Source organism: Janthinobacterium sp. GW822-FHT07H10 (assembly GCF_058798675.1).
The window spans coordinates 485,669-505,902 of record NZ_JBXAKS010000001.1; the positions used below are offsets into that span (position 1 = coordinate 485,669).

The 20,234-nt window shown below is 61.5% G+C and carries 19 protein-coding genes; 10 read left to right on the top strand and 9 right to left on the bottom strand.

Annotated features, from left to right (window positions below; all coding sequences use genetic code 11):
- Positions 1-150: 150 nt before the first annotated feature.
- From AC1RDJ_RS02180 to AC1RDJ_RS02205, 6 genes are all read left to right on the top strand, one after another.
- Positions 151-954 carry a cytochrome C assembly family protein gene (locus tag AC1RDJ_RS02180; protein ID WP_071322012.1) on the top strand — a complete coding sequence of 268 codons (804 nt, stop codon included), beginning with the start codon at positions 151-153 and terminating at the stop codon, positions 952-954.
- Positions 951-1,211 carry a PP0621 family protein gene (locus tag AC1RDJ_RS02185; RefSeq protein ID WP_071322013.1) on the top strand — a complete coding sequence of 87 codons (261 nt, stop codon included), beginning with the start codon at positions 951-953 and terminating at the stop codon, positions 1,209-1,211. Before AC1RDJ_RS02180 ends, AC1RDJ_RS02185 begins: the two co-directional genes overlap by 4 nt.
- A 128-nt stretch (positions 1,212-1,339) precedes the next feature.
- The gene (locus AC1RDJ_RS02190; RefSeq protein ID WP_493026371.1) at positions 1,340-2,440 is read left to right on the top strand and encodes a sigma 54-interacting transcriptional regulator; all 1,101 of its coding nucleotides are present in this window, start codon (positions 1,340-1,342) and stop codon (positions 2,438-2,440) included.
- Complete coding sequence (gene ampD, locus AC1RDJ_RS02195) at positions 2,418-3,029, top strand: 1,6-anhydro-N-acetylmuramyl-L-alanine amidase AmpD (RefSeq protein ID WP_071322015.1); 612 nt, start codon at positions 2,418-2,420, stop codon at positions 3,027-3,029. Before AC1RDJ_RS02190 ends, ampD begins: the two co-directional genes overlap by 23 nt.
- Before the next feature lie 394 nt (positions 3,030-3,423).
- Positions 3,424-6,375, top strand: a complete 2,952-nt coding sequence (locus AC1RDJ_RS02200) for a ribonucleoside-diphosphate reductase subunit alpha (protein WP_493026372.1) — start codon at positions 3,424-3,426, stop codon at positions 6,373-6,375.
- A 199-nt stretch (positions 6,376-6,574) separates the two neighbouring features.
- Positions 6,575-7,726 carry a ribonucleotide-diphosphate reductase subunit beta gene (locus AC1RDJ_RS02205; RefSeq protein WP_071322017.1) on the top strand — a complete coding sequence of 384 codons (1,152 nt, stop codon included), beginning with the start codon at positions 6,575-6,577 and terminating at the stop codon, positions 7,724-7,726.
- Between the two features lie 938 nt (positions 7,727-8,664).
- Here the strand turns inward: AC1RDJ_RS02205 and AC1RDJ_RS02210 are convergent.
- The gene (locus AC1RDJ_RS02210; protein WP_493026373.1) at positions 8,665-9,630 is read right to left on the bottom strand and encodes a hypothetical protein; all 966 of its coding nucleotides are present in this window, start codon (positions 9,628-9,630) and stop codon (positions 8,665-8,667) included.
- 253 nt (positions 9,631-9,883) lie between these two features.
- Between AC1RDJ_RS02210 and AC1RDJ_RS02215 the strand changes: the two genes are divergently transcribed.
- Entirely contained in the window at positions 9,884-10,417 is a 534-nt protein-coding gene (locus tag AC1RDJ_RS02215) for a YggT family protein (RefSeq protein ID WP_232251036.1), read from the top strand.
- Between the two features lie 115 nt (positions 10,418-10,532).
- On the opposite strand, the gene AC1RDJ_RS02220 is transcribed toward AC1RDJ_RS02215, so the two are convergent.
- The 8 genes from AC1RDJ_RS02220 to AC1RDJ_RS02255 all read right to left on the bottom strand — a co-directional run bounded on the left by AC1RDJ_RS02220 (position 10,533) and on the right by AC1RDJ_RS02255 (position 17,536).
- Complete coding sequence (locus tag AC1RDJ_RS02220) at positions 10,533-11,471, bottom strand: carbohydrate kinase family protein (protein ID WP_071322020.1); 939 nt, start codon at positions 11,469-11,471, stop codon at positions 10,533-10,535.
- A gap of 12 nt (positions 11,472-11,483) precedes the next feature.
- Positions 11,484-12,782, bottom strand: a complete 1,299-nt coding sequence (locus tag AC1RDJ_RS02225) for a DUF3426 domain-containing protein (protein ID WP_493026374.1) — start codon at positions 12,780-12,782, stop codon at positions 11,484-11,486.
- Positions 12,783-12,790: 8 nt separating this feature from the next.
- Positions 12,791-13,735 (bottom strand): 50S ribosomal protein L11 methyltransferase, encoded by a 945-nt coding sequence (prmA, locus tag AC1RDJ_RS02230; protein WP_493026375.1) that lies wholly within the window; start codon positions 13,733-13,735, stop codon positions 12,791-12,793.
- Positions 13,732-15,147 (bottom strand): acetyl-CoA carboxylase biotin carboxylase subunit, encoded by a 1,416-nt coding sequence (accC, locus tag AC1RDJ_RS02235; protein ID WP_071322023.1) that lies wholly within the window; start codon positions 15,145-15,147, stop codon positions 13,732-13,734. Before accC ends, prmA begins: the two co-directional genes overlap by 4 nt.
- A 103-nt stretch (positions 15,148-15,250) precedes the next feature.
- Complete coding sequence (accB, locus tag AC1RDJ_RS02240; RefSeq protein ID WP_071322024.1) at positions 15,251-15,718, bottom strand: acetyl-CoA carboxylase biotin carboxyl carrier protein; 468 nt, start codon at positions 15,716-15,718, stop codon at positions 15,251-15,253.
- Between the two features lie 90 nt (positions 15,719-15,808).
- Positions 15,809-16,246 carry a type II 3-dehydroquinate dehydratase gene (aroQ, locus tag AC1RDJ_RS02245; protein WP_034746628.1) on the bottom strand — a complete coding sequence of 146 codons (438 nt, stop codon included), beginning with the start codon at positions 16,244-16,246 and terminating at the stop codon, positions 15,809-15,811.
- Between the two features lie 82 nt (positions 16,247-16,328).
- Complete coding sequence (locus tag AC1RDJ_RS02250) at positions 16,329-16,880, bottom strand: TlpA family protein disulfide reductase (protein ID WP_071322025.1); 552 nt, start codon at positions 16,878-16,880, stop codon at positions 16,329-16,331.
- Positions 16,881-16,885: 5 nt separating this feature from the next.
- Positions 16,886-17,536 carry a hypothetical protein gene (locus AC1RDJ_RS02255; RefSeq protein WP_493026376.1) on the bottom strand — a complete coding sequence of 217 codons (651 nt, stop codon included), beginning with the start codon at positions 17,534-17,536 and terminating at the stop codon, positions 16,886-16,888.
- A 111-nt stretch (positions 17,537-17,647) separates the two neighbouring features.
- Between AC1RDJ_RS02255 and mpl the strand changes: the two genes are divergently transcribed.
- The 3 genes from mpl to AC1RDJ_RS02270 are packed head-to-tail and all read left to right on the top strand — an operon-like array spanning position 17,648 to position 20,234.
- Positions 17,648-19,024 carry a UDP-N-acetylmuramate:L-alanyl-gamma-D-glutamyl-meso-diaminopimelate ligase gene (mpl, locus tag AC1RDJ_RS02260; protein ID WP_289884843.1) on the top strand — a complete coding sequence of 459 codons (1,377 nt, stop codon included), beginning with the start codon at positions 17,648-17,650 and terminating at the stop codon, positions 19,022-19,024.
- Positions 19,021-19,623, top strand: a complete 603-nt coding sequence (locus tag AC1RDJ_RS02265; RefSeq protein WP_289884846.1) for a YqiA/YcfP family alpha/beta fold hydrolase — start codon at positions 19,021-19,023, stop codon at positions 19,621-19,623. Before mpl ends, AC1RDJ_RS02265 begins: the two co-directional genes overlap by 4 nt.
- Entirely contained in the window at positions 19,620-20,234 is a 615-nt protein-coding gene (locus tag AC1RDJ_RS02270; protein ID WP_071322029.1) for a chorismate--pyruvate lyase family protein, read from the top strand. The genes AC1RDJ_RS02265 and AC1RDJ_RS02270 overlap by 4 nt, the downstream gene beginning before the upstream one ends.

A 20,234-nucleotide genomic window follows, 5' to 3' on the forward strand; every position in this document is an offset into this window, starting at 1 on the left:
GAAAGATTGTTGAATTCTTGAGGGTGCGCCACCCCGTCACGCCTCAGGCGCGATATCATGGCAGGCTTGCGGTGTCGGCTGGCGGCGTAGTGCCCATAGCCCATACTGTCGCTTGAATCGCGCTTGCCGGCTATGGTGTAAACTTAAACTATGCAGACTTATTTCTTTCTCATCGCCGCCCTGGGGTATGTGGTGTGCGCGGTGCTTCCCTCCTCCCGGGCCCGGCTGATTGCCGGCCTGACGGGCGTGGCCTGGCTGGCGCACGGCGCCACCCTGTGGTTCGACCTGATGGCGCCAGGCACCTTGCGCTTCGGTTTTTCCGCCATGCTGTCGGCCGCGCTGTGGGTATCGGTGGGCGCCTACTGGATAGAAAACCGCAATTTCAGCCTCGATGGGCTGCGCCGGATGGTCATGCCCAGCGCCGTCATCGCCATCGGCCTGGCATGGGCCTTTCCCGGCAGCCAGGTCAGCATGGAAGGCAAGTCGGCCGTCTTCGGCTGGCATATCGCCGTGGCCGTGCTTGCCTACAGCACCCTGACGATCGCCGCCTTCCACGCCGTGCTGATGGCGTTGCAGGAATCGCGCCTGCATACGCGCAGCGAAAGCCGCGGTTTCATCGGCAGCGCGCTGGACCAGCTGCCGGCCCTGCTGACGATGGAAAAGTTGCTGTTTCGCATGATCGGCCTGGGCTTCATCCTGCTCAGCCTGACCGTGCTGTCGGGCATTGTGTTTTCCGAACAATTGTTTGGCAAGGCATTGAACTGGGATCACAAGTCGGTGTTTACCATGCTGTCGTGGCTGTTATTCGCCGCCTTGCTGGCCGGTCGCCGCTTCCGCGGCTGGCGCGGCAAGACGGCCTTGAGCTTTACACTGGCCGGTTTCGCTACCTTGCTACTGGCCTATGTCGGCAGCCGTTTTGTACTTGAAGTGGTTTTACACCGAGGATTCGCATGACACGTGTTTTATTCTGGCTGGCGCTGGTGTTCCTGGTGCTGTTCGCTATCCGCAGCAAGATCCGCGGCATGCAGCAGCGCGCCCGCGCGCAGCAGCAACAGCCGCCGCATCCGTTTGCACCGCCCGGCCGGCCGCAGGAATTGCCCGATGCCGAGCTGATGCTGTGCTGCGCCCATTGCGGCGTGTACTACCCGGCTTCCGAAAACGTGCAGGCCAAGGGCCACGATTACTGCAGTCACGCGCACGCCACCCTGTAGTGTCGGCCGGCGGGCAGGTAGGCCGCCGCCTTCCGCATTGCTCATCCGTATCGTAACGTCCCCCACCGCCAGTCTGGCGTAGCATCTGCAGGAAGCGACCCGTAGCGCCATCGCAGAAAGGCCAGTCCATGTCCCGCCTCAGCCCGCGTACCGTGGCCGCCATCGGCATGCCGCCGGCACCGCAATTGAGTGGCAACTCGGCCGCCATGCAGGCGCTGCGCGCGCAGATCGGCCGCATCGCCTGCTGCGGCGCGCCGGTGGCCATCCGCGGCGAGTCGGGCAGCGGCAAGGAGTTGGCGGCGCGCGCCATCCATGCGCAGGGCGCGCGCGCCCCTTTTCCGTTTATCGCCGTCAATTGCGGGGCGATTCCCGAAGCGCTGATGGAGGCGGAATTCTTTGGCTGCCGCCAGGGCGCCTATACGGGCGCGCTGCATGAACGGCAGGGCCTGTTCCAGGCCGCGCACGGCGGCAGCCTGCTGCTCGATGAAGTCGACGACCTGCCGCTGGCCATGCAGGTAAAGCTGTTGCGCGCCCTGCAGGAGCGCCGCGTGCGCAAGCTGGGCGGCAGCACCGACGAAGCCGTCGATGTGCGCATCCTGTGCGCCAGCCAGCATGGCCTGGCGCGCGGCGTGGCGGCCGGCACCTTTCGCCGCGATCTGTATTACCGGCTCAATGTGATCGAGCTGGCCGTGCCGCCGTTGCGGGAACGGCTCGGCGATCTGCAGGTATTATGTGAGGCGATACTGGCGCGCCTGGCGCCAAGGCAGGCCGTGCGGCTGGCGCCGCCGGTGCTGGCGGCACTGGGCAATTATGCGTTTCCAGGCAATGTGCGCGAGCTGGAAAACCTGCTGGAACGGGCGCTGGCTTTCGCCGACGGCGGCGTGATCGCGCTCGACGGCCTGGGCTTGCCGCCAGCCGTCCCGCTTCCGGTCCCCGCGCCGATGCGCGCCGCGGCTGGCGCCGCACCGTTGGAAGTGGCGGCGCCCGGACTGGAGCGGCAACTGTCGCTGCCCGGCATGGCGCCGCGCGGCGAGGTGGCCGTCCTGCCATTGGCGGCGTATCTGTGCCGGGCCGAGCGCGACATGATCGTGCTGGCGCTGGAGCGGGAACGCTATCACCGCGGGCGGGCGGCGCGGCAACTGGGGCTCAGCGTGCGCCAGTTGCGTTACAGAATGCAAAAATTGACGATACAGGAGCCCCGGCTTGATGACGGCATGGAAGATAGATGAAGACGGCTGGTGCGATGGCGCCGTGCGCTACGAATCGCCGTACTGGGATGCGCGGCCCGATGGCGCGCAAATCGACTTGCTGGTGATCCATAACATCAGTTTGCCCGGTGGCCACTTTGGCGGGCCGCATGTGTCGGACTTGTTTACCGGCCGGGTAGATTATAATGCCGATCCTTCTTTCGCCGACCTGCGTGGCTTGCAGGTGTCGGCGCACTTTTTTGTGCGGCGCGATGGTGCGCTGTTGCAATATGTTTCGGCTGACCAGCGCGCCTGGCATGCCGGCACGTCCTCGTTCGAGGGACGCCCGCAGTGCAATGGATATTCGATCGGTATCGAAATGGAAGGCTCGGACTGCGTGCCCTTTCAGCCGCGGCAATACCATGTCCTGGCGGCATTGACGGCGGCGCTGGTGGCGCGCTACGGGCTGAGCCAGGTGCGTGGACATGAACATATTGCGCCGGGCAGGAAGACGGATCCGGGGCCATTTTTTGACTGGCATTTTTATCAAGTATGCTGGCTGGAAACCCTGGCGCGGCAAGCTGCGTTAGCGCTTACTTCGCGGGCATTGGGCTTCCCGCCGCTGCCCTGAAAAGTCAACCGAAATCGTATAAGAAAGTACAAAAAATTACGCTGGCGGATGCCGGAAAACTATTGCATCCCATTTCGATGGGCACTACAATTAGTGCAGAACTTGGATTTAAAGACTATATGTAGTGCCATCTCAGACGTTTTCAGAATTATTGTCAAAGCTACCCTGCTTGCCGGTATGGCAACGGGAACTGGCGGTTTATCACCCTTGATCGTGTTTCGCGCCAGCCCGGCAGTACGGTTTGGCAATATGGATTCTGACCCTGTTTGCGCATTATGAATTTATTATTTAGCAACAATATTACCTGAAGAAACCCTGAGCATCGGGCGTTCTATTCAACAACACACGCGGCAGCAAAACTGCAGGCTGACTTTAGCTGACAACGGGAGCTTCAATGCAATCACCTCAAGATATTTCCATCAATCCAACGCCAGCATCGCCAGCGCCCAGCGCGGCCCACAGCGTGGCAAGTACCGGCGCAGCCTTGGGCGACTATCGCATCATCCGCCGCAACGGTGCGGTGGTGGCATTTGAGCCTTCGAAGATCGCCATCGCCATGACCAAGGCGTTTTTGGCCGTTAACGGCGGCCAGGGCGCGGCGTCGGCACGCATCCGCGAACTGGTGGAACAATTGACTGACGGTGTCGTGGCCGCGCTGGTGCGCCGCCATCCGGGCGGCGGCACCTTCCATATCGAAGACGTGCAAGACCAGGTGGAATTGTCGCTGATGCGTTCGGGCGAGCATGATGTGGCGCGTGCCTACGTGCTGTACCGCGCCAAGCACATGGAAGAGCGCCGCCTGCAGAAGGAAGCGCAAGGCGCTTCCGCGCAAGTCACGGCGCCCCAGCTGAACGTCACCGACAACGGCGTGCGCCGCCTGCTGGACATGCAGGAAGTGCGCGACCTGATCAACGCCGCCTGCGCCGGTCTGGAAAAGCACGTCGATGCCGACGCCATCCTGGCCGAGACCGTGAAAAACCTGTACGACGGCGTGCCCGTCGAAGAGCTGCACAAGTCGGCCATCCTGGCGGCGCGCGCGCTGATGGAAAAAGATCCGGCCTACAGCCAGGTCACGGCCCGCATCCTGCTGCACACGGTGCGCAAGGAAGTGTTCGGCAAGGAAGTGCCGCAAGCGGCCGCTGCCGCCGAATACCTGACGTATTTCCCCGCATATATTGCCAAGGGCATCGCCAACGACCTGCTGAATCCGGTACTGGCCAGCTTCGACCTGGAACGCCTGGCGAAAGCCATCGTCGCCGACCGCGACTTGCAATTCGGTTACATCGGCCTGCAAACCCTGTATGACCGCTACTTCCTGCACATCCATGACGTGCGCATCGAAATGCCGCAGGCCTTCTACATGCGCGTGGCCATGGGCCTGTCGCTGAACGAAGCGGACCGCGAAGCGCGCGCCATCGAGTTCTACAAGCTGCTGTCCTCGTTCGACTTCATGAGCTCGACCCCGACCCTGTTCAACTCGGGCACCCTGCGCTCGCAGCTGTCGTCGTGCTACCTGAGCACCGTGTCGGATGACCTCGAAGGCATCTACGACGCCATCAAGGACAACGCGCTGCTGGCCAAGTACGCCGGCGGCCTGGGCAACGACTGGACGCCAGTGCGCGCCCTGGGCGCCCACATCAAGGGCACCAACGGCAAGTCGCAAGGCGTGGTGCCGTTCCTGAAAGTGGTCAACGACACGGCCGTGGCAGTCAACCAGGGCGGCAAGCGCAAGGGCGCCGTCTGCGCCTACCTGGAAACCTGGCACATGGACATCGAGGAATTCCTCGACCTGCGCAAGAACACGGGCGACGACCGCCGCCGCACGCACGACATGAACACGGCGAACTGGATTCCCGACATGTTCATGAAGCGCGTCATGGAAAAAGGCGAGTGGACCCTGTTCTCGCCATCCGAAACGCCGGACTTGCACGACCTGGTCGGCAAGGCCTTTGAAAAGGCGTACCTGGGCTACGAAGCCAAGGCCGCCGCCGGCGAAATGCGTTCGTTCAAGAAGATCGCCGCGCTGGACCTGTGGCGCAAGATGCTGTCGATGCTGTTTGAAACGGGCCACCCATGGATCACCTTCAAGGATCCGTGCAACATCCGCAGCCCGCAGTCGCACGTCGGCGTCGTCCACAGCTCGAACCTGTGCACGGAAATCACGCTGAACACGGGTCCTGACGAAATCGCCGTCTGCAACCTCGGTTCCGTGAACATGCCGGCGCACATGAAAGAAGGCAAGCTCGATCACGTCAAGCTGGCCAAGACCATCCGCACCGCCATGCGCATGCTCGACAACGTCATCGACATCAACTACTACGCCGTCGACAAGGCGCGCAATTCGAACATGCGCCACCGTCCGGTTGGCATGGGCGTGATGGGCTTCCAGGACTGCCTGCACATGATGCGCGTGCCGTTCGCCTCGGATGCCGCCGTGTCGTTTGCCGACACCTCGATGGAAGCCGTCTGCTACTACGCCTACCTGGCGTCGACGGAACTGGCAGAAGAGCGCGGCCGCTATGAATCGTACGCCGGTTCGCTGTGGGACCGCGGCATCCTGCCGCAAGATTCGGTCAAACTGCTGGCCGAAGAGCGCGGCGGCTACCTGGAAGTCGATTCCTCGTCGGCCATGGACTGGACCCCGGTGCGCGAGCGCATCGCCAAGTTCGGCATGCGCAACTCGAATTGCGTGGCGATCGCCCCGACGGCGACGATCTCGAACATCATCGGCGTATCGGCCTGTATCGAGCCGACGTTCCAGAACCTGTACGTGAAATCGAACCTGTCGGGCGAATTCACCGAGATCAACGGCTACCTGGTGCGCGACCTGAAGGCGCGCGACCTGTGGGATGAAGTCATGATCTCGGACCTGAAGTACTTCGACGGCTCGCTGGTGAAGATCGACCGCATCCCGCAAGACCTGCGCGACATCTATGCGACGGCCTTTGAAGTATCGCCAAGCTGGCTGGTGGAAGCGGCTTCGCGTCGCCAGAAGTGGATCGACCAGGCGCAGTCGCTGAACATCTACATGGCGGGTGCTTCCGGCAAGAAGCTGGACGAAACCTACAAGCTGGCATGGCTGCGTGGCCTGAAAACCACTTACTACCTGCGCACCATCGCCGCCACCCACATGGAGAAATCGACCTCCAAGACGGGCGCCCTGAACGCCGTGGCAGTCGACGGCGGCATGTCGGCCAGCGCACAGAGCGCCCAGGCAGCCGTGGTGGCTGCAGCAGCGGTGGCCGTGGCGCCAGTAGTGGCAGCGGCAGCGGACGACGCCGATGGCGAAGCCTGCTACCTGCGTCCAGGCGACGATGGCTTTGAAGAATGCGAAGCCTGCCAGTAAAACCCGGCGCGCAGCCCGCTTTCTGAAGTGCGGCTGCGCCACTTGCCCGGTATCGGGCTTGCGTGCGACGGTTTTTAGTATAAATTTTAGTTGTCAGCCCGGCACGGCCGGGTTGATTCAATGTTGTTAATGTCTGTATTGCCCGGTACAACGGGCCTGTTGCAGACGCCGGTGAACCGGCATGGAAAGGAAGAAGATTATGTCGTTGTCTTGGGATGATGAAACCACGTCGGCAGCTGCGCCGCGTCCGGCGCAGCAAGCGCCACTGGGAAATACCGAATTGAACCTGCCAGCGGGCGCCGAGCCGTCCGAAGCGAACGCCGAGCAAGTGGCGCGCCGCGTGAATGCCGATGACAAGCGTATCATCAACGGCAAGACGGACGTCAACCAGCTGGTGCCGTTCAAGTACAAGTGGGCGTGGGACAAATACCTGGCCGGTTGCGCCAACCACTGGATGCCGCAGGAAGTGAACATGCAGCGCGATATCGAGCTGTGGAAGAACCCGAACGGCCTGACGGACGACGAGCGCCGCCTGGTCAAGCGCAACCTGGGCTTCTTCGTGACCGCCGACTCGCTGGCCGCCAACAACATCGTGCTGGGCACCTACCGCCACATCACGGCGCCGGAATGCCGCCAGTACCTGCTGCGCCAGGCGTTCGAGGAAGCGATCCACACGCACGCCTACCAGTACATCGTCGAATCGCTGGGCCTGGACGAAGGCGAGATCTTCAACGCCTACAACGAAGTCAAGTCGATCCGCGACAAGGATGAATTCCTGATCCCGTTCATCAACACCCTGACCGACCCTGCGTTTGTCACCGGCACGGTGGAAAACGACCAGAAGCTGCTGAAGTCCCTGATCGTCTTCGCCTGCCTGATGGAAGGCCTGTTCTTCTACGTCGGCTTCACGCAGATCCTGGCGCTGGGCCGCCAGAACAAGATGATGGGCGCGGCCGAGCAGTACCAGTACATCCTGCGCGACGAATCGATGCACTGCAACTTCGGCATCGACTTGATCAACACGATCAAGATGGAAAACCCGCAGCTGTGGACGGCCGCCTTCCGCGAAGAGATCAAGGACCTGTTCATGAAGGCCGTGGAACTGGAATATGCGTACGCGGAAGACACCATGCCACGCGGCGTGCTGGGTCTGAACGCGCCGATGTTCAAGGGCTACCTGCGCTTCATCGCCAACCGCCGCGCGCAGCAGATCGGCATCGAGCCGCTGTTCGCGCAAGAGGAAAATCCATTCCCATGGATGAGCGAGATGATCGACATGAAGAAGGAACGCAACTTCTTCGAGACGCGCGTGACCGAGTACCAGACCGGCGGTGCGCTGAACTGGGAATAAGCTTTCGCTCTTCAAAGCCAGAAGCGCCGTCCTCGTGACGGCGCTTTTTTTTCGTGCGCGGCGCTGCAAAATGCCGCCGCCAGAGGACACAAGAAAGCGCCATCGGCACGACATGAAAATGCATGCGGAGCGGGCGCCGCGAAGAGACTGGCGCCGGTTTTTTCGCAGCCCATGCGCGGCCGCATCGCAGGCTGAAAATATCGTTTCCGCATACGCTGGCGGCGGCATTTGGCGCGCGATTGTGCGATAGCACGCGTATCGTGCAAAAAAGCGGGCGAAAACGTGTCGTGCCGGTTGCGCATTGACAAGGTTTTCGTGTACTTTATGAGATTGCAAATGCGAGCGTTAGAATGCGGGGTTTTTTAACCAGCGCGGTAACGAAAAAACCTCGCAAAACAGGGATACAGATTTACACGGATATGCACAAAACCACACCGTTTTCGTCTGCCGCCGTGCCCGAATTTTTTCAGGCATGGCGGTTTTTTATTTGACGCATGGGTGTTGTAGCGAGCGCGATGCGAGGAGCGAAAAAACGCACGGCATCGAAAACGAATGACCGAATTCAGACTTTGCCACCAGCTGCGAGATAAAGCAGGGTGGCACCGACGATGGCTGAAGTGCTGCAAACGTGAGGAGTTGCAGCAGTTCAGCTGGTGCCGAATTCATTAGCGCAAACGACCGTTTGTGCCGATGAATAATTCGCCTGGCCTATCCCTGTGGTGGGTCGGACGGGTTTAAATCTTGTAGCTTAAATTTCTCATCTCAGATGAAGGAGAGACAAATGGCAACAGCCGCTAAGAAATCAGAAGTAAAGAAACCAGCCGCCAAGGCTGCTCCTGCCGCGAAGAAGCCGGCAGCCGCAGCGAAGACGGTTGCCGCTAAACCAGCTGCCAAAGCCGCAGCGAAACCAGCCGCCAAACCAGTCGCCAAAGCCGCAGTCAAGCCTGCGGCAAAAGTGGCTGCCAAGCCGGCAGCAAAGCCAGTAGCGAAAGCCGCCGCGAAACCAGCGGCCAAGGCCGCAGCAAAACCGGCCGCCAAGCCGGCAGCGAAAGCCGCAGCGAAACCTGCCGCGAAGGCAGCAGCCAAGCCAGTAGCGAAAAAAGCCGCCGCCAAACCGGCAGCCAAGCCAGCAGCCAAAGCCGCAGCGAAACCTGCCGCCAAGGCAGCAGCCAAGCCAGCGGTGAAAAAAGCCGCAGCGAAACCTGCGGCCAAGGCAGCAGCCAAACCTGTCGCCAAGGCAGCAGCCAAGCCAGCGGCGAAAAAAGTCGTCGCCAAGGCAGCAGCAAAGCCAGCAGCAAAAGCGGCAGCCAAGCCAGCGGCCAAGGTAGCAGCGAAGCCAGCAGCGAAAGCTGCAGCCAAGCCAGCAGCAAAAGCTGCGGCGAAGCCAGCGGTGAAAAAAGCCGCAGCGAAACCTGCGGCCAAGGCAGCAGCGAAGCCGGCCGCCAAAGCGGTAGCCAAGCCAGCAGCGAAAAAAGTCGTCGCCAAGGCAGCAGCCAAGCCGGCCGCCAAAGCAGCAGCCAAGCCAGCAGCAAAAGCTGCAGCGAAGCCAGCGGCCAAGGTAGCAGCGAAGCCAGCAGCAAAAACCGCAGCGAAGCCAGCAGCAAAAGCTGCAGCCAAGCCAGCGGCCAAGGTAGCAGCGAAGCCAGCAGCAAAAGCTGCAGCCAAGCCAGCCGCCAAAGTTGCCGCGAAGCCAGCGGCCAAGCCGGCAGCCAAGGTAGCCGCAAAACCGGCAGCCAAGCCAGCGGCCAAGGTAGCAGCGAAGCCGGCAGCAAAAGCTGCAGCCAAGCCAGCCGCCAAGCCGGCAGCGAAAGCCGCAGCGAAACCTGCTGCCAAGCCAGCTGCAGCGCCAGTCGTGGCAGCAGCACCGGCCGCAGCAGCGCCGGCAGCGGCAGCTCCAGCGGCACCAGCCGCCGTGGCCGCCAAGCCAGCCGCCAAGAAGGCCGCGCCTAAAAAGGCCGCGCCGAAGAAGGCAGCTCCTGCCGCCAAGCCATCGGCACCTATCGCACCTGTAGCAAAAACCGTGTTGGCACCGGCTGCAGCCTGGCCATTCCCAACCAGCACCCGCCCATCGTAATTTCCACGATACGGATGCCTGGATGAGGCAACACGCCGCTGTGTGACTCAATCACACAGCGGTTTTTTTTTGGAGAATTTGTCGTGCTGATCGTTATCCTTACATTGATCGTTGATACCATTGCCACTCTGCTGGGCGGGGTCTTGCTGCTGCGCTTCTGGATGCAGGCGGTACGCGTGCGGCCGCCGTCGTCCGTGGCGCAATTCACCTTTCAATTGTCCGACTGGCTGGTGCGTCCCCTGCGTCGCGTGGTGCCGGGCGTGGGCGGATATGACTGGGCCAGCCTGATCGGCGCCTTCCTGATTGTGTTGCTGGCCAGTACGGTCCTGTTTATTTCAGGTTACCCGGTCGAAGCGGTGCTGCTCAAATCGCTGCAACGCTTCCTGCAATGGATACTCTACGGTTTCATGGCCTTGCTGATCATCGAAGCCATCTTCAGCTGGGTCAACCCGCATGCGCCGCTGGCGCCCTTCGTACGGGCCCTGAACGAGCCGCTGCTGCGTCCGATCCGCAAGGTGGTGCCACTGGTCGGCAGCCTGGACCTGTCGCTGCTGGTGGCCCTGATCCTGCTGCAGATCGCGCAAGTGCTGGTGGGGATGATTTTTGTGGTGCGATGACGGTGAGGTGGTGGCGTAGGCCGGGTTAGCGTAGCGTAACCCGACATCACCACTTGTCATGCTAACGATGTTGTCGGATTACGCGCGGTTTTACCGCGCTAATCCGACCTACAGATTAATAGCGGTAGCCGAACGCCGCCTCGAACTGGTCGGCGATGCTGGCTGGCGTAAACACGTGGTTTTGCGCGCCCTGGGTGGCGATCTTGATGGCGCCCAGAAGGCTGGCCAGGCGGCCGCTGGTTTCCCAGCCCAGGTCGTTGGTGATGCCGAACAGCAAGCCGGCGCGGTAGGCATCGCCGCAGCCTGTGGGATCCAGCACTTCCTTGGCGGCAACGACAGGGATGTCGATGCGCTTGCCGTCCGTATAGATTTCCGAACCCTTTTCGCCGCGCGTGACGATCAGCGCTTCCAGGCGGCTGGCGATCTCCGGCAGGGTCAAACCTGTGCGTTCCATCAACATTTCCATTTCATAGTCGTTGGCCGACACGTACGTGGCTTTGTTGATGAAGTCGATCAACTGCTCGCCGTTAAAACGCGGCAACTGTTGACCTGGATCAAACATGAAAGGGATGCCCAGCTCGGCCAGGTCGGCGGCGTGCTTGAGCATGCCAAGGTCGCCGTCCGGCGAAATGATGGCGACCTTGGCCGGGCCCGCATTGGCGATCGGGTTTTCATGCGCGAACGACATGGCGCCCGGATGGAAGGCGTTGATCTGGTTATTGTCGGCATCGGCCGTGACGAAGCACTGCGCGTTGTAGCTGTCAGCCTTGATCAGGATGTTGGCGGTGGAAATGCCCAGCTTTTGCAGGCGTTCCAGGTAGGCGGCGCTGTCCTGGCCCATGACGCCGACGATGCGCGGCTCGCCGCCCAGCATTTTCAGGCTGTAGGCGATATTGCCCGAGCAGCCGCCAAACTCGGTGCGCATGGTGGGCACGAGGAAGGACACGTTTACCTTGTGCAGCTGGTCGGCCAGCAGCGATTCGCCGAAGCGGCCGGGGAATTGCATGATGGTGTCGGTGGCAAGCGAGCCGCAGATCAACGATGTTTTAGTCATGATAGTGTGCTGTTAAGGGTAAAAGATGGCGATATGGTAGCCAGACGCCGTGAGCTGGTCTAATGCGAAATACACTTTGATGGTTTGTTCCGAGCGCGGCGCCAGGCCCTTGGCCACGTCGATATTCGCCGGCAGGTAGTCGCGCGGCGCGATGACGCGGCGCAACACGGGCTTGTCGTTGGCGTCATTGAGGGTCAGTTCGATGCTGGGCCACGCCTGCACGCTGCGGCTGTGGTTGCGCAGCAGGGAAACATAGGAAAAGGTCTGTTCCTTCAGGGTCTGCAGCTCGCCCTGTTCGATGGCCAGCGCCTCGATCTGCGCCGGCAAGTCCACCTGGCAGCCGCTCAGCGAGCAGAGCGCGGCCAGGGTTGGCTTCCACTGCGGAAATTGTGCCGCCAGCGGATTGCGGAATGTGGTCATCACTTGCAGCACCAATATGAGCAGCAGCGCCAGCGAGCCGAGGGCCATGGCCACGCGCAAGGCCTTGCCGCTTTGTTCGCGGCGCCGGCCCTGGATGACAAAGGCCGGCTCGTCGTCCGGCGGCGCTGGCGCAGCCTCGGTTTCTTCTTCTTCTGCCTCGGCGGTGCCGGCGTGCTCTGGCGCCGGCACTTCGTCGGGCGGCGGCGTGAACGGCTGTGCGGCCAGCGTGGGCTCCTGGCGCGTGCCGGCGGGAGCGGCGGGCGGCAGCGTTGCTGCCTGGGGCGGCACGGCGGCCGGCATGGGCTTGTCGAGGCTGATTTTTTCCACGTCCGGCCCACTGGCGGGCGCACTGCCGTCGAGGTTCGGTTCGCGGCGGCTGTCGCGCAAATACGTGGCAAAGGCGGGCGCCTCATCGACCTGGCGGCGCTTGAACGGCGCCATCGGCCGGGGCAAGGGCGGTTCGGGCAGCTCTGCCGGTGCTGCTACAGCGATGTCGGCAGGCGCGGCGGCAGGCACGTCGGCCGGCAGGTCGACGTCGAGGTCCAGCTCGATATGCTCGGTATCGTCTTCGTCATCCTTGAGCTGTGCCGTTTCCGGCAGGATGCCGAACGGGTCGAACGAGGTGTCGAAATCGAGGGAATAGATGGGTTCGTCGTCCGTGGCGGACGGCAGGCTGTCTGCCAGCGGGTCAGCGCCGGACAGCGGCGGAGCGGCAGTGGCGGGATGTGATGTTAAAAACGGCGATGCCGCGGCCGGATCGACCAGCGCGGCATTGCCGTCAAAGACTTCCCTGCACGTGCCACAGCGCACGATGCCCCCACGTAACTTCAACTGGTCAGCAGCGACCCGAAATATCGTGTTGCAATGGGGGCATTTGGTGGCGAGGGCCATTGCTGTGCTTATGCACCTTCCGCGCGGGGCGCAGGGGCTTGTGTTGCACCCAGGCGGCCATGCAGCGCCACCCAGCCGTCTTGCTCGGCCCACACGCCCAGCTCGATGAACGGAGCGTAGGCAGCGGCTACTTCTTCCGCCTGGCGTGCCAGCACGCCGGACAGGATCAGGGCGCCGCCGTCGGCGACGCGGCCCGACAGCATCGGCGCCATCAGCTTCAATGGGCTCGACAGGATATTCGCGACAACGATGTCAAACTTGGCCGTGGCGTGTGCCGAGGTGGCAAACGTGTCTGGTAAGAAATATTCGATCTCGCACTGGTTGCGTTCGGCATTGTCGCGCGCCGATTCGATCGCCTGCGGGTCGATATCGACACCGACCACCGTTTGCGCGCCCAGTTTCTTGGCCACCATGGCCAGGATGCCGGAGCCGCAACCATAGTCGAGCACGGTCTTGCCGGGCGCGGGGTGCGCTTCCAGCCATTCCATGCACAGACGCGTGGTCGGATGGCTGCCCGTGCCGAAGGCCAGGCCCGGATCCAGTTCCAGGATCAGGCCGTCAGGATCCGGTGCCTCGTGCCAGCTGGGCACGACCCAGATGTTCTTGCCGATGTGAATCGGCGCGAACTGCGACTGGGTCAAGCGCACCCAGTCCTGCTCTTCCACGGGGCGCACGGTAAAGGCGGGCACGTCCGCCATGCCGACCGCCTGGGCGGCAGTGGCCACGATGGCGGCCTGGTCGGCGTCGACGTCCGTCAGCGCCACCACGCGGCTGCGTTCCCACGCCGCTTCCTTCGGTTCCATGCCGGGTTCGCCAAACAAAGGCTGTTCGGCATCCGTGCCTTCGTCGGCGTCTTCCACCGACACCGACAACGCGCCCGCTTCCATCAACGCGTCGGACATGGCTTCGGCGTTGTCGCGGGCGATTTCGATGACGATTTCAGTCCAGCTCATGCGTCCGCCTTGATTTCGGATTTCTTGGCGATGCTGGGGCTGCCGCCATGCAGGTTCTTGCCCAGGTCCGGCATGTCGGCCAGCTTCTGTTCCAGATAGTGAATGTTGGTGCCGCCTTCGATGAAGCGGGCGTCGATCATCAGCTCGCGATGCAGGGCGATGTTCGTATTGATGCCTTCGACCACCATTTCGGACAGGGCGATCTGCATGCGGCGAATCGCTTGCTCGCGCGTAGCGCCGTAAGCGATCACTTTGCCGATCATCGAGTCGTAGTGCGGCGGCACGTAATAGCCGGCGTAGGCGTGCGAATCGACGCGGATGCCGGGACCGCCCGGTGCATGCCACGAGACGATCTTGCCTGGCGATGGCGTGAACTTGAACGGATCTTCCGCATTGATGCGGCACTCGATGGCGTGGCCCGACAGCATGACGTCGCGCTGGCGGAAACGCAGTTTTTCGCCGGCGGCGATGCGGATCTGTTCTTGCACGATGTCGATGCCGGTGATCATTTCGGTGACCGGATGTTCGACTTGCACGCGGGTATTCATTTCAATGAAATAGAACTCGCCGTTTTCGTACAGGAACTCAAACGTGCCGGCGCCGCGGTAGCCGATCTTGCGGCAGGCTTCGGCGCAACGGTCGCCGATTTTTTCGATCAGCTTGCGCGGGATGCCCGGCGCCGGCGCTTCTTCGATCACTTTCTGGTGGCGGCGCTGCATGGAGCAGTCGCGCTCGCCCAGCCAGACGGCGTTTTTGTGTTCGTCGGCGAGGATCTGGATTTCCACGTGGCGCGGATTTTCCAGGTACTTCTCCATATACACTTCAGGGTTGCCGAAAGCCGTGCCGGCTTCCGTCTTGGTCATCGCCACGGCGTTGATCAGGGCCGCTTCCGTGTGTACCACGCGCATGCCGCGTCCGCCACCGCCACCGGCGGCCTTGATGATGACCGGGTAGCCGATCTTGCGGGCAATTTGCACGATCGCTTTCGGATCGTCCGGCAACGCGCCTTCCGAGCCGGGTACGCACGGTACGCCAGCCTTGATCATGGTTTGCTTGGCCGACACTTTGTCGCCCATCAAACGGATCGATTCGGAGCGGGGGCCGATGAAGACGAAGCCCGATTTCTCGACGCGTTCGGCAAAGTCGGCGTTTTCCGACAGGAAGCCATAGCCTGGGTGAATCGCTTGTGCATCCGTCACTTCAGCGGCGCTGATGATGGCGGGCATGTTCAGGTAGCTCAGGGCGGACTGGGCCGGCCCGATACAAACGGATTCGTCGGCCAGCTTGACGTATTTCGCGTCCTTGTCGGCTTCGGAGTGGACTACAACCGTTTTGATGCCCATTTCGCGGCAGGCGCGCTGAATACGGAGGGCAATTTCACCACGGTTGGCAATCAGGATTTTTTCAAACATGGTAGGTTCGCGTATGTCTGTGAGAGCCGGCGAGCCGGCGAAACAACAAGTGTGGGAGGGGCTAGAACTGCAAACGGCCGTTGCCGGCCGTGTTGACTGGGTTTTAGCCGATCACAAACAGGGGTTGACCGAATTCGACCGGCTGGCCGTTTTCGACCAGGATCTGGGTCACGACACCGGCTTTGTCCGAGTCGATTTCATTGAGCAGCTTCATCGCTTCGATGATGCACAGGGTATCACCTTCCTTGACGGTGGAACCCACTTCGACGTACGCGGCGCTGCCAGGAGCGGAGGAACGGTAGAAGGTGCCGACCATCGGCGACTTGACCACATAGCCCGTTGGCTCGGCGGCAACGACGACAGCGGCGGCGGCCGGTGCTGGCGCAGCGGCTGGCGCGGCTGGCTGGTAGTGGGCTTGCATGCCTTGCGGCTGCATCATGACCATCTGGTTTTGCGGCATGGCCGACGATTTGACGATGCGAACCTTGCTTTCGCCTTCGGTAACTTCCAGCTCTGCGATATCCGATTCGGCGACCAGGTCGATCAAGGTCTTGAGTTTTCGTAGATCCATGTAAAACCCCTAGGAATGTAGTTTGTTTTATGAGTGATGCGGTGATGTCCAGAACCTATCGCCGCGCTAAATGCGTGCAGATCGCGTAGATTAACGTTTTTTAAGCGCAAAGTCGATGGCAAACCGATATCCATCGATACCCAGGCCGCAGATCGTCCCCTGCGCGATCGCGCTGAGAAATGAGTGATGTCGAAACGTTTCGCGTTGATAAATATTCGAGATATGGACTTCCACGAACGGAATGGCAACCCCGGCCAGCGCATCGCGCAAGGCGACGCTGGTATGGGTCAAACCGCCCGGATTGATGACGATGGCATCGATCCCTTCCGCTCGCGCGGCATGGATGCGGTCGATCAGCGCGCCTTCATGGTTGCTTTGGAAGCAGACCAGGTCGGCACCGGCCGCCATGGCTTGCGCCATTGCTGCCTGCTCGATATCGGCCAAGGTGCTGGCGCCGTAGACCTCAGGCTCGCGCGTTCCCAGCAAATTCAGGTTGGGACCGTTGAGCAGAAGGAGGTTTTTTGCCATGTATGGAAGACCGTTTTAGCGAAAGTTCCGCATTTTGCCGCCAAAGATACGCATTGGCAAGAGAAAAAAGCACGCTCCGAATTTACAATTTATCCAGATCGGCGCGCAACTGATCAAATTTCAAGCGTCCCAGATAGGTCTTTTTGACTTCGCCATCGGCGCCGATCAGCACCGTAAAGGGCAAGCCGCCCGTCGCATTGCCAAAATGGCGCGACAGGTCGGTGCCGCTCATGCCGGACACGTAGACGGGATAGGCGATCTTGACCTTGCTGGCAAAGGTGGCAATATTGCTGGCCGAATCGATGCCGATACCGATGACCTGCAGGTTTTTCCCCGCATAGTGGCCTTGCACTTCGGATAACTCCGGCATTTCTTCCACGCAGGGCGGGCACCATGGGGCCCAGAAATTGACCAGCAGGTTCTTGCCTTTCCATTGTGACAAGGCTTGCGTGGCGCCGGCCGCGTCCGGCAGCGACAGCGCATACAGTTCATTCACGGGGCCCGTCGCGCCCGGCGCGATGGTGGTCGTCAGCGGACCCGCTTTTTCCTTGTCCTTATGCAAACCTACGTATGCGCCCATGCCGCCAAACATCAGCGCAACGATGGTGCAAGCAATCCAATTCTTCTTTGTCATAGCTATTATTTATCTATCTTCGTGTTAGTGGGCGCGCCATCGGCCAGGCTGATGGCCAGCAGGCTGCGCAAGCCTGCGATATCCGTGCGCAGCACCTTGCCGTCCGCCTTGGCTTTCAGCGCGCCGCGCATATCGTCGAGCTCATACAGGGCCGCGTGCACGCCTTCGTTTTTCCATAAGAAACTGGCCGTCTCGACCGCATCATAACGCGCTCCCTTGAAATGCGGGCTTTCCGACATGTCGAGCACGACATTTTTATTCAGCAGGAAGATGTGAATCTCCTTGGCGCTCTCGGCAAACAGCTGCAAATAGATCTCGTCGTGCGGGCCGGCCGTGCCGTTGAGTACGGGGCCGCTAAGCAGGGGATGAAATTGTTGCAAGGCTTCCATTACCTGCAGCGCAATCGTGCGCAGCTGGAACAGGCGCGCCGGCTGGCTGTCGGCCAGGAACAGGGCATTGTACTGGCGTACCTGTTCCTCGATCAGATCGTTGTCAGGAAGTATATTGGGGCGGTTCGGCGCGTCGCCGAGGACTTGCCGCGCGGCCTTGCGCTTGGCGCTGGCATAGTCGGCGCCGTCCTGCGCCACCAGGCGCGCGGCGGCAGCGGCGATTTCCAGGCGCAACTGCGCGCTATCGTCAAATGCATCGTTTGTCATGAGCGAGATGATACTCTGAAGCGGAAAAAGTCATGGCGTCAGGTAAAATCCTACACTTGCTCTTTTTTATCTCACCGTCTTACTTAACTTCGCACCTTTCGCACTGATCACATGCACATTCATATCCTCGGCATTTGCGGTACCTTCATGGGCGGCCTGGCTGTCCTCGCCAAGGAAGCCGGCCATAAAGTTACCGGCTGCGACGCCAACGTCTATCCTCCGATGAGCACCCAGTTGGAATCGCAGGGAATCGAACTGATCCAGGGCTTTGACCCGGAACAAACCCGGCTGAACCCGGATTTGTATGTGATTGGCAATGTGGTCTCGCGCGGCAATCCGCTGGTGGAAGAGATATTGAACCGCAGCCTGCCATACGTGTCTGGCCCGCAGTGGATCGGCGAACATATATTACGCAACAAGTGGGTGCTGGCCGTTGCCGGCACGCATGGCAAGACGACCACCTCGGCCATGCTGGCGTGGATACTCGAAGACGCCGGCTACGCGCCTGGCTTCCTGATCGGCGGCGTGCCGATGAATTTTGGCATTTCCGCCCGCCTCAGCGGCAAGATCGACGGTAAAAGCGCCGATTCCGACTTCTTCGTCATCGAAGCCGATGAATACGACACGGCCTTCTTCGACAAGCGCAGCAAATTCGTGCACTACCACGCGAAAACGGCCGTCATGAATAACCTGGAATATGATCACGCCGACATCTTCCCCGATCTGCATGCGATCGAGACGCAATTTCATCACCTGGTGCGTACCGTGCCCGGCATTGGCCGCCTGATCGTCAATGGCGACGAAGCGTCGCTGCAGCGCGTGCTGGCGCGCGGTTGCTGGAGTGAACAGGAAAGTTTTGGTCAGGATGCCAACTGGCAACTGCAAGAGCAAGCCGATGGCAGCTTTGACGTGTTCTTCAATGGCAAGCAGGAAGGCCATGTGGCGTGGGCGCTCACGGGCAAGCACAACCGCAGCAATGCGCTGGCGGCGATTGCCGCCGCGCGCCACGTCGGTGTGCCGATTGCCCAGGCGTGCGCTTCGCTGGCCACGTTTGACAGCGTCAAGCGCCGCATGGAAGTGCGCGGCGTGGTCGACAACATTACCGTGTACGACGACTTCGCCCATCACCCGACGGCGATTGCCACCACGGTGGGCGGCTTGCGCCAGAAAATCGGCCAGGCTGGCCGCATCCTGGCCGTGCTGGAACCGCGTTCGAACACCATGAAGCTGGGCGCCATGAAAGACGCGCTGCCGGGCAGCCTGAAGGATGCCGATCTGGTCTTCGGTTTCGGCAGCCAGCAAGCGCTGGGCTGGAGCCTGGGCGACGCGCTGGCGCCGCTGGGCGCGATGGCCAGCGCGTATGAGGACATCGATACGCTGGTGGCCGCCGTGGTGGCCGCCGCCCGTCCCGGCGACCAGATCGTGGTCATGAGCAATGGCGGCTTCGGCGGCGTGCACGAGAAATTGCTGAAGGCGCTGGGCCGATGATTCTGTATCTGCATGGATTCCGCTCGTCGCCGCTGTCGATGAAGTCGCGCCTGCTGGCTGAGCAGATGCAGGCGCTGGGCCGCACGGCGGAATGGCTGTGCCCGCAATTGCCCGCTTCGCCGAAGCTGGCCATCGAACTGGCCCGCTCGCTGGTGCAGCACGTGCCGCCGGCGGAATTGACGATCATCGGCTCCTCGCTGGGCGGCTATTACGCCACCTGGCTGGCCGAGCAACTCGCTTGCCGTGCAGTGCTGCTCAACCCGGCGATTGTTCCCTTGATCGACCTGGAACAGCATGTGGGCGTGACGACCGAGTTTCATTCGGACAAGCCGTTCGAATTCAAGCGCGAATATATCGATGAGTTGCGCGCGTTTGCCGTGCAGCACATTACTGAACCACAACGTTATTTCCTGATCGCCGCCACCGGTGACGAAGTGCTCGACTACCGCGACATGGTGGCGCATTATCGGGGGGCGCGCCAGCTCGTCATCGACGGCAGCGACCACGGCATCAGCGAATTTGCCGATTACGTGGCGCCCGTCCTGGCCTTTTGCGGTATCGATATCAATTCTGCAATGGCCGAAGGCGCGGCCCGGTGAGGCCGGGTTCGCTGCGGCAGGCGCAGTGGCATGCGCATGTGAACGCCGTCAATGCGCCCCCGGCCCTGCGCCACTGGCTGACGGGCGGCGGTTCGCTGACGGCCAAGCTGAAAGCGCATAGCCAGGCATTCCGCGTGCAATGTTTGCATCAGGAAACGGCGCGTTGTCTGAGCGACGAGTCTGCCATCATCGGCCTGCATCGCGCGGGCCGGGTATGGGAACGCGAAGTGCTGTTGCGGTGTGATAATAGACCGGCCGTGTTTGGCCACACCGTCGTGCCCATGCAGGCGACGGCCACCGACTGGCCCCTGTTTTCCGCACTGGGCGAACGCTCGCTGGGGACGACCCTGTTTGGCGATCGCATGGTACGGCGTGGCACGCTCGAATTTGCCCGTTTGCGCGCGGGACACCCGCTGGTGCAGCGGGCGCAGGCGGCGCTGGCCCTGGAAGGCGCAGGCTGCGATGCCAAGGCGCTGTTTTTTGCCCGACGCTGCTTATATCAGCGTCATCAAGGATTGCTGCTGGTAACGGAAGTATTTCTGCCGGCGGTGCTGGAGCTGAATTTCGTCACTCGCACCGTTGCAACCGACACATTAATAAACAAAGCATAA